Raw genomic sequence first — 13,392 nt, forward strand, 5'->3', positions numbered from 1 at the left:
TATTCACGCTTTGGGTCGTTCAATACTCTTTATGAATTTAAATTTTTATGACGTTTCAATGCAAAATACGAGCAACTAAAATAAATAACAGTACATGCAAAACTGACTGATTCAAATAGTGATTTATTCTCTGCATAAATATCCATGCTAGGACTATAAAACATCACATTAACAGCCAACCCGGCAATAATAGCTAAAGAAACAAATGCAAAACCATTTAATAACTTAGTCAATTTGCTCGTGTCATCGATTGTTTCTTTATCATCTTTGGCCATTGCATCTTGATATTCAGCAATTTGTTGCTGCTCTTTTTCATCAGCTAAAATAGCATCGGTATAGTCTAAATCAGCGCCATACTTTTTCGCTAACACGGTATAAACAATAATGGTGAATATCCATGTTGGAATAAATAAGTAATAAAACGAAATAATATCTAAACTATTTAAACCAAAACCAAATATTAATGCTAACGCCCACGTTGCAATAGCAGGTGTACTTTTAGAGAGGTTTTGATATTTAGCCCAATAACGAGTTAACCCAATTTTAGGAAATAACACGTGCTCAGCAAATACAATACCGCCTACTGGCACAACTAATAAACCTGCATAAGTTAAGAGTGGCAGCATTTGGGTAAACACAAATGGGAAGCAGGCAATCACAACTGTCACTAGCCCTACAACAGCGGTCGTTCGTTCACGTGATTGATTAACAAAGATTGACTGAGCGGCTAAACCGGCACGATAAAGGTTAGCATTTGCAGTGGTCCAACCCGCAATAATGATAATAACAAAACCAGAAAAGCCCAATGCATGATATGCCACATCACCTGGATCAAGTTGCGTAATGGTGGTTTTTAAAAGCACAGCAGTACCTGCACCCATAATACCTGCAGAGATCCAAGCTAGGTAATGGCCAAAAAACATGCCCACACCAGAAAATAAACCATAACTTTTACGCTTAGCAAAGCGGAAAATGGCCATGTCAATTAAACCAAAGTGAGTAATCGAGTTAGCTGCCCAAGCAAAGCCAATGACTTCTAATAAGCCTATGCCCTTTTCACCTTTGTCATTAACCCCAGTCCAAATCGAGCTGTCGCCAATGGTCATAAAGTCTTGCCAACTCGTTAGCGTGGTTGAGCCGATAACATGGTTTGACAACTCAGGAAACAAACTGAAAGAACCTGCAATGAATATGACAAATAGCCAAGGAGCACATATTTTAGAAAAGTCAGCTACGGTTGAGAATCCGTACATGGCTACCACAACCACAATTGAGCCAACGGCCAATACGATCATGACAAACCACAAACTACTCGGATACCAATTTAACTGTGCAGGGATATCAAACAAGAAACGAACCGCGGTTGACGACACTGTAATCATTGCGGCAGAAATGACCGCAAAGATAATCACGTTAGCCCAGTTATAGAGCTTAGTCATCGAATCGCCAGCAATTTTATTTAAATAATTGTACAAACTTAATCGTGTTTCTACGGCAATAGGTGCCGTTAATAACCACCAAGAGCACATGGCTAATAGATTACCAATTAATAACCCCAGAAGAATATCAATTGTCGATGCACCTAAGGCAACAAAGGTCGCACCAATAACAAATTCAGTTGCAGCAACATGCTCCCCAGCATATAAACCCGCAAAGTGTTTCCACCCGTGCAGTTTATTTTTAGCAACGGGAAGCTGCTCTTCATTCATTTGATGAAATGAAGAATCCTGGTGACTTGTAGTCATTATTTTTATATTCCTAATTTTTCGAGGTAAAATAAACCCTCACCCCAGACAGGTGATAAATTAACATTACCTTTGTTTACTTATTATTTCTGTTGAGTTGAAATAATAACCCCATTTACTTTCGCTTTACTTACCGCTTTTATTAAACTCATAATTACCTGGGTTTTAATCCCTAGACAATTATGAGCCAATTCTAATTTTTATTGTATTCTGTTAATCAAATCACTTTTAGTGCTAGCAACCTAACTCATGACTTGTCAATATTGTTACTTTAACCTTGCCAGTATTTGCTCAGCTGTATATTCGTTTGTAATTAATGAATTAATTAACCCACCATGCAAAGCACCTAAAATGGCATCCACTTTATTTTTGCCCGCGGCAATACCATAAACGGGTTTGTTTGCATTTATCTTTAGTGGTGAACTCATGACCAATTGATTAATAGGATGATCTAATAATCGCCCTTGTTGATCATATACCCAGCTAATAATTTCACCGGCAGCTTTCACACTCACTAATTCAGTTAATTGGTTTTGATCGATAAATCCATCAAGCATCAGTGGCGATTGGCCACTCATTTGGCCAACCCCAACAAACGTGGCATCAGCTTGCTCAATTAACGATAAAATACTTTTTACCGGTCTGAGCTCATGCAATAAGGTTTTTTCTTCCACTGAGTTAGCAATCACAGGCAAAGGCATTGGGTAATGTTTAGCCTGTACCCTGTTGGCCATGCTGACCACAATATCAAATGCCGAAGCAGAACCGTCAGACATCATGTTACCAAGCAAAGACACAATCTTGTGTTGCGGGCATTGCATGGAAGGCAGCTCATCAATACAGGCTTTAAGCGCCCTACCCGTACCAAATGCCAATGTTCTGGGTTGTTCTGACTTTAAATAGCGTTCTACAACTGCCGCACTCATTTGCGCTAAACCATGTACCGAACTGTCATCAATCGGGTCACTTGGCACAATTTCACATTCAATTAACGAAAAACGCCGTTTAAGCTCTTCGCCTAACTCCATGCACTTAGCAATGGGGTGATCTAACCGAACTTTAATTAACCCTTCACTTACTGCTAATGCAACTAACCTTTGCGCAGACTGCCTCGACACTTCGAGTTTTTGCGCTATTTCATCTTGAGTATTTTTAGCTACGTAATACAACCAAGCCGCTCTTGCTGCGTCTTCTAACCGCGCTAATTCTGAATTTGATTTACTGTCCATGATAGTCCTATTGATTCAGTATTAACGCATGATGCTTGGCATTAAGCGTGTTAAATCGTTCCAATCAGTTAACGCAGGCACCTGTGGGTAAGCCGTTGCAACTGGATGATTATGATAACTAATGTGGCCGCCACCAATATAATGAATAACAGGCATATTTGCAGCAATCGCGGCTGTTACGCCAAAATAGCTATCTTCAATCACTAAACAATGTTCTGGTGCCATCCCCATCCTGTTGGCGGCATGTAAAAATAAATCCGGAGCAGGTTTTCCTCTACTCACATCGCTAGCAGTAAACACCTTATCGGCAAACACATCGGTTAGCCCAACAACCGACAACGCTTTTGTTGTGCGTGGTAAACTGCTGCTTGTGGCAATACAGCACGGTACTTTAAGTGCTGCTAATACCTCTTTAATGCCTTGCGTTACGGTTAAGTCGCGTTCGAAGGCTTGTAAAAGTTGCTCGCGGTATTGAGCCTCAAAATCTGCTGGTATCGAAATCGACAATAAACTGTTAATTTTTGCCGCTACAGTTGCAAACTGGCATCCTAAAAAATGTTGTTGCACAAACGCCATGTCAATTTGTGCGCCCAATAAGGCCAATTTATCAATTAATACATTGGCGCTAATGACTTCACTATCAATCACGACACCATCGCAATCAAAAATAACCAATTGTGGGTTTGTATCCATAAACCAGCCTTAATCAATAAAATATCAAGCGGCTATATTACAATGATTTTGGTTTAAAACCCCAATGCTAAGTGCATAGCTCACATCGCTTAACGAGTGATTTTTTACTATCCAATGATGCACAAACAAACAGATTGAGCATTCGCCCTCATGCTGAGCATATTCCCTCTTCTGTAAATTGAAGTCAATCACATTTATTACATTAAATAAGCAAAACATGCTTTAGCCGTTGCTTATTTAGTTTTAAAGCTAATAAAATGTTATTTAAATTCAATAAAATAATAATTTTTAGTTTTTTTATTGATATAAAACACCCTAGTCAGAATGAGCAAAAATCACTCTATTTGAATTACAGAACAATGTCATAACACGCTATTTTCGACAAACATTGCAGCCAAACACTGATTCAATAAGCGATACTTGCCTATTTTACATGCTCAAAATAACAACACTTTAAATATGCTTTAGCGTGAAAGTTAACCAAACTATTCAAAATTACGCCACGCCAAAGCGAATTACAGTGTGTTAACCCATAAAAACCATGTAATAAAATTACGTAAATTAGCTTTTTGCGGTCAACATCACAGCACATTTACCTTATAAACTGTAATTTTATTAACAAAGAATATTTTACAAAAACGATTTGTTGAATATTTTTAGAGGAAATCAACATGACAGTAACTAACACTCAAGAACTTGATCTATTAGTTGAACGTGTAGCCAAAGCACAAGCTCAGTTTGCTAATTTTAGCCAAGAGCAAGTCGATGTTATTTTTAGAGCCGCAGCCTTAGCTGCAGCAGATGCCCGGATATCGCTTGCCAAAATGGCCGCAACTGAAACCGGTATGGGCGTGCTTGAAGACAAAGTCATTAAAAACCACTTTGCGTCTGAATACATATATAACAAGTATAAAGATGAGAAAACCTGCGGTATTTTGTCTGAAGATTTAACCTTTGGCACCATTACAATCGCTGAGCCCGTAGGGATAATTTGCGGAATTGTGCCAACAACCAACCCAACTTCTACCGCCATTTTTAAATCATTAATCAGCTTAAAAACCCGTAACGGTATTATCTTTTCGCCGCACCCACGGGCTAAAAACTCAACCACAACTGCGGCTAAAATTGTGTTAGACGCCGCGATTGCAGCGGGTGCACCAAAAGACATTATTGGCTGGATAGACCAACCTAGTGTGGCATTGTCTAACCAATTAATGACACACGACAAAATCAATTTGATTTTAGCCACTGGTGGCCCAGGCATGGTAAAAGCCGCCTACTCTTCTGGTAAGCCAGCTATTGGTGTTGGCGCGGGTAATACTCCAATTGTGATTGATGAAACCGCAGACATTAAACGTGCGGTGAGCTCAATTTTAATGTCAAAAACCTTCGACAACGGTGTGGTATGTGCGTCAGAGCAAGCGGTGATTATTGTCGACAGCATCTATAAGCAAGTAAAAGAACGTTTTGCTCAGTATGGTGGTTACATATTGTCAAAAGCTGAAACCGCTGCTATGCAAAATGTCATTCTTAAAAAGGGCGCACTTAATGCCGACGTCGTAGGTCAAAGTGCTGTAACGATTGCTGCTATGGCAGGCATAACCGTACCCAGCCACACCAAAGTATTGATTGGCGAAGTGACCGACATTAACGACGCTGAAGCCTTCGCCCATGAAAAGCTCTCACCATTACTTGGCATGTACAAGGCCAAAGATTTTAACGAAGCCATGGATAAAGCAGAAGCCCTAGTCACCCTTGGCGGCATTGGCCATACCTCTGGTTTATATACAGATCAAGACACTCAAGAAGCGCGCATCAAAGCCTTTGGTTTTAGAATGAAAACCGCACGAATTTTAATTAACACTCCAGCTTCACAGGGCGGTATTGGCGACTTATACAACTTCAAGTTAGCGCCATCATTAACCTTAGGTTGCGGCTCTTGGGGCGGTAATTCTATTTCAGAAAACGTTGGCCCAAGTCACTTAATCAACAAAAAAATGGTCGCTAAGAGGGCTGAAAACATGTTGTGGCACAAGCTTCCATCATCAATCTATTTCCGCCGTGGCAGTTTACCGATTGCCCTTGAAGAGTTAAGCGATAAAAAACGTGCATTAATCATTACCGACAAATTCTTGTTCAATAATGGCTATTGCAACGAAACCTTAAAGATTTTGAAAGCACAAGGTCTAGAAACTGAAGTCTTTTACGAGGTAGAAGCCGACCCAACCTTAGCCATTGTTCGTCAAGGCGCTAAAGTCGCTAACAGCTTCCAGCCCGATGTGATTATCGCATTAGGTGGCGGCTCACCCATGGATGCGGCAAAAATCATTTGGGTAATGTATGAACACCCAGATGTCGATTTTACCGATTTAGCCCTACGCTTTATGGATATTCGTAAGCGTATCTACAAGTTTCCAAAAATGGGCCGTAAAGCCAAAATGGTGGCGATACCAACCACATCAGGCACAGGCTCAGAGGTCACTCCTTTTGCGGTAGTAACCGATGAAACCACAGGCATGAAATACCCTATTGCCGATTACGAGTTAACCCCAAGCATGGCGATTGTTGACCCTAACCTTGTGATGGATATGCCTAAATCGTTAACAGCCTTTGGCGGTATTGATGCAGTCACCCACGCATTAGAAGCCTATGTCAGTGTGATGGCTAACGAATACAGTGATGGCCAGGCACTACAGGCATTAGATTTATTGGTAAAATACTTACCCGATGCTTATGAGTTAGGTGCAAAAGCACCAGTCGCTCGTGAAAAAGTCCATAACGGCGCCACCATTGCTGGTATTGCCTTTGCCAATGCATTTTTAGGTATTTGTCACTCAATGGCACACAAATTAGGAGCGGAGTTTCACTTAGCACACGGTCTTGCCAATGCATTGTTAATCTCTAACGTTATTCGTTTTAATGCGACAGACATGCCAACCAAACAAGCCGCGTTTAGTCAATACGATCGACCTAAAGCATTATGTCGTTATGCCGCCATTAGTGAACACTTAAAGTTAGGTGGTAAAACAGACGAGCAAAAAGTGGAAAAACTGATTGAGAAAATCGAAGAGCTTAAAAAGCTCATTGGGATCCCTGCTTCGATTCAAGAAGCCGGTGTTAATGAAGCAGACTTTATCGCCAAGTTAGATGAATTAGCAGAAGATGCATTTGACGACCAATGTACTGGTGCAAACCCTCGTTACCCACTCATTAGCGAGATTAAACAAGTGCTATTAGACAGCTTCTATGGCCGTGCATATAAAGACTAGTATTATTTAAACGCTAATATACAACGCCTTAAGCGCCACCACGCTTAAGGCGTTTTTTATGTTAACGCCATCAATACCGCGCTGTCAGCATGAATTTGAGTGGTGTCAAATAACGGTACATGAGTATGTTGCTGCTGCACTAGCAAGGCAATTTCGGTACAACCTAAAATCACTGCTTGCGCGCCTTGAGCAAAGAGTTTATCGATAATGGCTAAGTAAGCCAGCCTTGATTGCGGGTTAATTTTTCCTAAACATAACTCTTGATATATCACATCATGAATTTGCGTTTGGTCATCTATATTGGGCACAATCACTTCAATGGGATAATTGTCGCTGATCCTGCGTTTGTAGAAGTCTTGCTCCATGGTAAATCGAGTACCTAATAATCCGACTTTAGTGATGCCATCAGCAAGAAGAGCATTAGCGGTCGCATCGGCAATATGCAAAATCGGTATTGAGATTTGCGCCTGGATCTCATCTGCCACTTTGTGCATGGTATTGGTACAAATCAGCACAAAATCAGCACCACCGGCTTCAACCGCTATAGCTGCATCAGCTAATATCTTGGCGGTTTCATCCCATAACCCTTGATGTTGTAGAGCTTCAATTTCAGCAAAATCGACGCTGTACAAACATATCTTTGCTGAGTGTAAGCCACCTAACGCAGCCTTAACCCCTTTGTTAATCGCCTGATAATAGCTTTGTGTCGACTCCCAACTCATACCGCCAATCATACCAATGGTTTTCATGCTTATTCCTGTGACGTAAGTTGATGCCGATTAACTGATTTTACCCATGTTGATATTTATATAAAGGATTATAGTCCCAACAGAATTTTACCTAAAGCTTTCCCCCACTAACGGCGTAACGCTTCACCCACTCAACACTTTCAAACTTCGCTTAAAGTAAGATTGCGAGGTTCCACCCTGCACAGACCAAATACGGCATCATCCCGGCAATGCCTTTGAGCCGGGATCTAGGTGTTATTTTGCTTTGAGCTTTTGAACAGGAATTACTGTGGCGGCTTATTTTACAGTGGGTATCGATACTCAATGAAATCACGTCTATGACACGGGGTAAACCCATCCCTGGGCGTTCTGCGAAAACATCCATGTTTTCGAAGGTCATAGCCGCGATTACATCCGCCGTATGCGTATCTTCGATTTAACCTTGTTTGTTATTTAAAGATTTGACGCATTTATGGGCAAAAGCTTGAAAACTAACTTCTTGTCGTCTCAACACTAACGTCGTCCGTACTCACACGTCGTCCCGGTAATGTTTTTGAGCCGGGACCCAGGTGTTATTCTTTATGTCCTTCGTCCACACCAGAACATGATTAGTCAACGAAAGTAATTCACTACTTTAGATACTATCGAGTTAACTTTTAGACGGAAGATTTTATAAAACTTAACTCAGACTAAATTGAAGTGTTAGGCAACAATACTCAAATGAAATCACTTCTATGACACGCGGTAAACCCATCCCTGGGCGCTCTGCGAAAACATCCATGTTTTCGAAGGTCATAGCCGCGATGACATCCGCCGTATGCGTATCTTCGATTTAACCTTGATTGTTATTAAAAAATCTAACGCATTTCTGGATATAAATTAGCTTTAGGGACAAGTATTGAACTGTTTTTATAAAAGTTTACCCTGACCCCAGTAAATTTCTGCCCCCAGTAAATTTACATGCGACTCAAAGAATGAGCAGATACTCTATCTTTAGCCAATTCAATAACTGCATGACCTAATTGAACCAAAGTACCAAAACTTGGTGTCGTTTCAGGTTTTAATGAACGATAAGCACTCGTCCTACTTTTAATTCCTGCGCGTTCAATTACAACGCTGTGACCAAATTGTTCGACATAAGAACGAATGGCTGCTTGCAAAATGTCAGCTCGACCTTCTTGCATTGAATCCCATGAAGCCTGTTTAATTACCATTTCCATTTCTTTAACGTCAAAAGGTGTCAAATCAGATTCAGTATAACTACCAACCGTGATTTCTCTTAACGTTGCCGCTGATAATTCAACACCACTCCAGTCAAGAGAGCCATCAGCAGTTAATGTAAACTTTTGAAAATTGGTCACATGACTAAACGCTTCTTTTTGGAAATACTCAGCTAAGTTCGCTTCACCGGTATAACCGTCACTAAAAGTAAGCTCAAGTGTAAAGTCAGTTATCAAATCAACATCAATTACTTTTAACATACGTCACCTATAATTTACCCGGATTAATACCAGCAACAGCGTCTTTCCACATTGCCATCAATTTTACTTGATTACTTTCAATGTGAGCTTCTGCTCGTTTTCGTTGCTTATTTGGCAAATAACCTTCTAAGCACTCACCTGTTTCAATTGCTATTATTAACTCATAGCGACCATATTTAACATGAATATGAGGTGATTTATGCTGCTTGTTATCGAAAAAATACAAACAAAACGACAGTCCAAGCAATGCATCTATCTCTGGCATAGCAACCTCTAATCATCAAATCTGGTTGAACTATAGCACCGTATCCTAAAAGAGACAAATTTAACATGTAACGCCTCAAGCAGCGTCGCGCATTAGCGCGTCCCGAAAATCACGCCCATTTTATGGACATAGTGAAATGACCGACAAACTGACGACTCATAACCTAATGCTAAAAATAATAAGGATAATGACTTAACTGATACCGTGGAGGATTAATTTAAGATACTGAAATATAGTGTTAAAAAAATTAACAAAGGGGCAATGGGAGCTTGCTGGCTAAATTTAAAGTTTACCCTGACCCCACTAAATTTGGAAAAAGAATAAGGGCAAATACCTGCTCAACGATTTCAATTTAGCTAAAGTGTGGCGCGCACGTTTGCTGGAACAGTTGGCAAAACTGAATCTCAAACTGCCAACCTCACTGCCGAAAAAATGGGTGGTTGACTGCCAGCATGTGGGTAAAGGGTTGCCTGCACTGCAATATCTATCACGCTATCTTTATCGTGGTGTACTGCCTGACAAAAACATCAAAAGTGAAGCCAATGGGCTTGTCAGTTTTAAGTATAAAGACAGTCAAACTCAGTCTACAAAAGTACGAACCTTACCCGCTACTGAATTTCTCTGGTTGATGCTCCAGCATGTGTTGCCTAAAGGGTTACGACGAGTGAGAGACTATGGATTACTCAGAGGCAATGCCAAAAAACTCAGGCTACAAATACAACTGATGCTGGCGGTTGCTGGGGCTGTATTTCCAATCATTCCCGAGATAAAGCGCAGATTAGCAACGCGCCGTTGCCCCTGTTGTCAGCAACCAATGCGCTTTATGGGCATAGTGAAACGACCGACAAACTTAATACCCTGAACCTAATGTTGAAAATGATAATAAGGATAATGGCTTAACTGAATACCGTGGAGGGTTAATTTAAGATACTGAAATATAGCGAGTTAACTAATTAGCAAAGAGGCTAAGGGAACTGGCTGTCTACTGAAAAGTAGCTAGCTAACAATCACATCAAACAGCGCGTTTTTTCGAACTGTTAATTACATAATAAAGAGTCACATCTCACGTGTTCGGGCTTGTTCAACACTTGGGATAAGGACGCGGCTTCGCGCGGCCTATCCTTATTAGTTATATGTACTTATCACTTTTTAAACCAATATCGCCAGATAACTTTACCATTGTGAAAAGAATTCTGAAGGCCAAGCGTAATTGAAAAACTCAAAATACCATATACGAAAAATGCACCAGCGAAATACACAAAACCTTCATCAACACCGTTTGAAAAAATAAAGAACGGTAGACTAACAACGCCAGTAAAAACTGCATAAAGTCGAGGATATTCATCTATTTGAGCGGATAGGATTCCGGCAACGACACAGATACAAAAAGCAATTAATAGCCCATATTCTGTGTTTCGGACGTCAATAAATGAGAGTGTTAATCCCATAAATACTCCGATTGTTGCAGATTTAACAAAATTGCGATTCATACACGGTACATATAACAGCTTATTGAAGGGCAAAATAAATTTAAAGCCGCCCTTTAAGTTATTGATTAATAACATCCTACATTTACTATCTTATTGTTGTAAAGCAGTTTTCTGTGACGTCACTTACAAATAAAAGCGGGCTTGCGCGTTAAAAGTGGGCTCTATATTCGCTAGAAAATTATAATTTATTAATTTCAATGCATTAAGAAAACCTCTATTTATTTTTAGTACAACTTTAGCTTGATTATTAGCCGATTTAGCTTGGGGAGTTACTAAACACCATTACAACACCTTTAAAGCTTGCCCCCCTTATTATCCTTTAGGTAAACCAAGAATTTTCGTAAATAGGTTTCAATGAAACAGCCTAAATTCAACTCTGAACTTGAGGCTGTTGAAGACTTTTTACAAAAGAATACGTGAGTTGACCAACGCATGCACCTACTAAACTATTCTTTAAAACTTGCTGATAAGACAAACATTGACAGCTTCATCATGGTGGTTTGCGAGCCGACCGTCCGACCCATGGACGGGTCGGTCGAGCTACATGGATGTACTAGCGCGTGTCGGTAAGTGAATGCCATGTTGAAGCCAAATAAAACCTTACAGTTACATGCTTTGCAATGGGCGAAGCGCCACGACGTTAGTGGTCGCAGGCCATAAGTACAAAAGTAGAAGCAAACACCTGGATCCCGGCTTAAAAGCATTGCCGGGACGACGACTAATGAAACTTAACTGAATCAGAGTAATATTTAATCTAACTCCGGTGTGGGCGAAGCGCCACGACGTTAGCGGTCGCAGGCCTAAAATACAAAAAAGAACAAAGCAGTACAAAGCAGAAGCAAACACCTGGATCCCGGCTTAAAAGCGTTGCCGGGACGACGACAAAGTAGCTAACGAGCTTCTATTCAGAAATGCGTTAGTTCTTCCAATTTCAAATAAGGTTGAATCGAAGATACTCATACGGCGGATGTAATCGCGGCTATGACCTTCGAAAACATGGATGTTTTCGCAGAGCGCCCATGGATGGGTTTACCGCGTGTCATAGAAGTGATTTCATTTGAGTATCGTTGCCTATCACCTCAATTTAGCCTGATTTGAATTTTTATAAATTTTCTATCAAAAAATGCGTTAGATAGCATCTAAAGTAGCGGCTTACTTTCATTGGACACTCTTACTCTGGTGTGGGCGAAGCGCCACGTCGCTAGTGGCCGCAGGCCATAAAGCAACATACAAACACCGGATCTCGGCTCAAAAGCGTTTCTGGGACGACGACAAAGTAGCTAACGAGCTACTATCCAAAATACGTTAGATCTTCCAATTACAAATAAGGTTGAATCGAAGATAAGTATACGGCGGATGTAATCGCGGCTATGACCTTCGAAAACATGGATGTTTTCGCAGAGCGCCCATGGATGGGTTTACCGCGTGTCATAGAAGTGATTTCATTTGAGTATCGTTGCCTAAAACCTCAATTTAGTCATATTTGAATTTTTATAAATTTTGCATCCAAAAATGCGTTAGATAGCATCTGAAGTAGCGGCTTACTTTCATTGGACACTCATACTCTGGTGTGGGTGAAGCGCCACGACGTAAGTGGTCGCAGGCCATAAGTACAAAAGTAGAAAACAAACACCTGGATCCCGGCTCAAAAGCATTACCGGGACGACGATTACACTACCCTGCGTAAGTTAAAAACTTGCGGCCTTTGCTATGGTGTGGCGAAGCCCCAAGATGTTAGTGGCCCTAGGCAACATACTTGCGACTATATGAAAAAGCCATAAAAAACCAGCTGATTAGCTGGTTTTTAGAGTGATGTGATTAAACGGTTAATTAAAGGGCGGCTAGCGCGTCTTTACATAACTGTGTAATACGATCCCATTCTTCATTGTCTACTGCATCTGTTGGTGCAATCCAGCTGCCGCCGATACAATCAACATTTGGCAATGCCAAATAATCTTTGTAAGTAGCAGGGCTAATGCCGCCAGTTGGGCAAAAACGAATGTCAGCTAAAGGGCCAGAGAATGACTTAAGTGCATTGACGCCACCAGAAGCTTCTGCTGGGAAAAACTTGAAGTGAGTGTAACCTAACTCCATGCCTACCATGATTTCAGAAATACTGGCAATACCTGGGATTAATGGCACAGTGCCTTTTTTAGCCGCTTTTAATAAATCAACCGTGGCGCCAGGGGTAATGATAAATTGCGAACCAGCTGCAACCGCCTGGTTTAGCTGAGTTTCATTTAAAATAGTACCTGCACCCACAAGGGCTTCTGGCACTTCTTTAGCAATTTTGGCAATGGCTTCAAGTGCACAAGGAGTACGTAACGTCACTTCTAATACACTGATCCCGCCAGCAACTAATGCTTTAGCTAAAGGCACAGCATGTTCTAGTTTATTTATCACCATAACCGGAACTACTGGGCTACGTTTAAACACTTCTTGTGGTTGAAGTAACCAGTTATTAGGCTCAATCATGTTACCGACTTCCTTTA

Annotated in this window: 10 protein-coding genes and 1 pseudogene; 2 read left to right on the top strand and 9 right to left on the bottom strand. The window is 40.8% G+C overall.

Annotated features, from left to right (window positions below):
• Positions 1-29 precede the first annotated feature (29 nt).
• From IEW93_RS12720 to IEW93_RS12730, 3 genes are all read right to left on the bottom strand, one after another.
• The gene (locus tag IEW93_RS12720) at positions 30-1,745 is read right to left on the bottom strand and encodes a purine-cytosine permease family protein (RefSeq protein WP_188739706.1); all 1,716 of its coding nucleotides are present in this window, start codon (positions 1,743-1,745) and stop codon (positions 30-32) included.
• A gap of 266 nt (positions 1,746-2,011) precedes the next feature.
• Complete coding sequence (locus IEW93_RS12725) at positions 2,012-2,974, bottom strand: sugar-binding transcriptional regulator (RefSeq protein ID WP_188739707.1); 963 nt, start codon at positions 2,972-2,974, stop codon at positions 2,012-2,014.
• A gap of 21 nt (positions 2,975-2,995) precedes the next feature.
• Entirely contained in the window at positions 2,996-3,667 is a 672-nt protein-coding gene (locus IEW93_RS12730; RefSeq protein WP_188739708.1) for an HAD family hydrolase, read from the bottom strand.
• A gap of 671 nt (positions 3,668-4,338) precedes the next feature.
• Here IEW93_RS12730 and adhE point away from each other — a divergent pair.
• The gene (gene adhE / locus IEW93_RS12735) at positions 4,339-6,936 is read left to right on the top strand and encodes a bifunctional acetaldehyde-CoA/alcohol dehydrogenase (RefSeq protein ID WP_188739709.1); all 2,598 of its coding nucleotides are present in this window, start codon (positions 4,339-4,341) and stop codon (positions 6,934-6,936) included.
• 56 nt (positions 6,937-6,992) lie between these two features.
• Here the strand turns inward: adhE and IEW93_RS12740 are convergent, their stop codons facing one another.
• The 4 genes from IEW93_RS12740 to dhiT form a co-directional block, all read right to left on the bottom strand.
• Positions 6,993-7,685, bottom strand: coding sequence for an aspartate/glutamate racemase family protein (locus tag IEW93_RS12740; protein ID WP_188739710.1), 693 nt, complete (start codon positions 7,683-7,685; stop codon positions 6,993-6,995).
• 151 nt (positions 7,686-7,836) lie between these two features.
• Positions 7,837-8,064: a hypothetical protein gene (locus IEW93_RS12745; RefSeq protein WP_188739711.1), complete on the bottom strand. Its 228-nt coding sequence runs from the start codon at positions 8,062-8,064 to the stop codon at positions 7,837-7,839.
• A 556-nt stretch (positions 8,065-8,620) separates the two neighbouring features.
• Positions 8,621-9,145, bottom strand: coding sequence for a type II toxin-antitoxin system antitoxin DhiA (dhiA, locus tag IEW93_RS12750; RefSeq protein ID WP_188739712.1), 525 nt, complete (start codon positions 9,143-9,145; stop codon positions 8,621-8,623).
• A 7-nt stretch (positions 9,146-9,152) separates the two neighbouring features.
• Positions 9,153-9,410, bottom strand: coding sequence for a type II toxin-antitoxin system toxin DhiT (gene dhiT / locus IEW93_RS12755; protein WP_188739713.1), 258 nt, complete (start codon positions 9,408-9,410; stop codon positions 9,153-9,155).
• Positions 9,411-9,720: 310 nt separating this feature from the next.
• Between dhiT and IEW93_RS12760 the strand changes: the two are divergent.
• Positions 9,721-10,272: pseudogene (locus tag IEW93_RS12760) on the top strand (IS91 family transposase); the annotation flags it as partial.
• Between the two features lie 280 nt (positions 10,273-10,552).
• On the opposite strand, the gene IEW93_RS12765 reads toward IEW93_RS12760, so the two are convergent.
• Entirely contained in the window at positions 10,553-10,900 is a 348-nt protein-coding gene (locus tag IEW93_RS12765; protein ID WP_188739714.1) for a hypothetical protein, read from the bottom strand.
• A 1,830-nt stretch (positions 10,901-12,730) separates the two neighbouring features.
• Positions 12,731-13,375: a bifunctional 4-hydroxy-2-oxoglutarate aldolase/2-dehydro-3-deoxy-phosphogluconate aldolase gene (locus IEW93_RS12770; RefSeq protein ID WP_188739715.1), complete on the bottom strand. Its 645-nt coding sequence runs from the start codon at positions 13,373-13,375 to the stop codon at positions 12,731-12,733.
• Positions 13,376-13,392 lie beyond the last annotated feature (17 nt).

The organism is Shewanella inventionis, from assembly GCF_014641855.1.
GTDB classification, from domain to species: Bacteria; Pseudomonadota; Gammaproteobacteria; order Enterobacterales; family Shewanellaceae; genus Shewanella; species Shewanella inventionis.

Excerpts from the sequence above, each read along its gene's own strand:
- IEW93_RS12720 (WP_188739706.1), bottom strand. The coding sequence starts at position 1,745 with ATGACTACAAGTCACCAGGATTCTTCATTTCATCAAATGAATGAAGAG.
- IEW93_RS12725 (WP_188739707.1), bottom strand. The coding sequence starts at position 2,974 with ATGGACAGTAAATCAAATTCAGAATTAGCGCGGTTAGAAGACGCAGCA.
- IEW93_RS12730 (WP_188739708.1), bottom strand. The coding sequence starts at position 3,667 with ATGGATACAAACCCACAATTGGTTATTTTTGATTGCGATGGTGTCGTG.
- adhE (WP_188739709.1), top strand. The coding sequence starts at position 4,339 with ATGACAGTAACTAACACTCAAGAACTTGATCTATTAGTTGAACGTGTA.
- IEW93_RS12740 (WP_188739710.1), bottom strand. The coding sequence starts at position 7,685 with ATGAAAACCATTGGTATGATTGGCGGTATGAGTTGGGAGTCGACACAA.
- IEW93_RS12745 (WP_188739711.1), bottom strand. The coding sequence starts at position 8,064 with ATGACCTTCGAAAACATGGATGTTTTCGCAGAACGCCCAGGGATGGGT.
- dhiA (WP_188739712.1), bottom strand. The coding sequence starts at position 9,145 with ATGTTAAAAGTAATTGATGTTGATTTGATAACTGACTTTACACTTGAG.
- dhiT (WP_188739713.1), bottom strand. The coding sequence starts at position 9,410 with ATGCCAGAGATAGATGCATTGCTTGGACTGTCGTTTTGTTTGTATTTT.
- IEW93_RS12765 (WP_188739714.1), bottom strand. The coding sequence starts at position 10,900 with ATGAATCGCAATTTTGTTAAATCTGCAACAATCGGAGTATTTATGGGA.
- IEW93_RS12770 (WP_188739715.1), bottom strand. The coding sequence starts at position 13,375 with ATGATTGAGCCTAATAACTGGTTACTTCAACCACAAGAAGTGTTTAAA.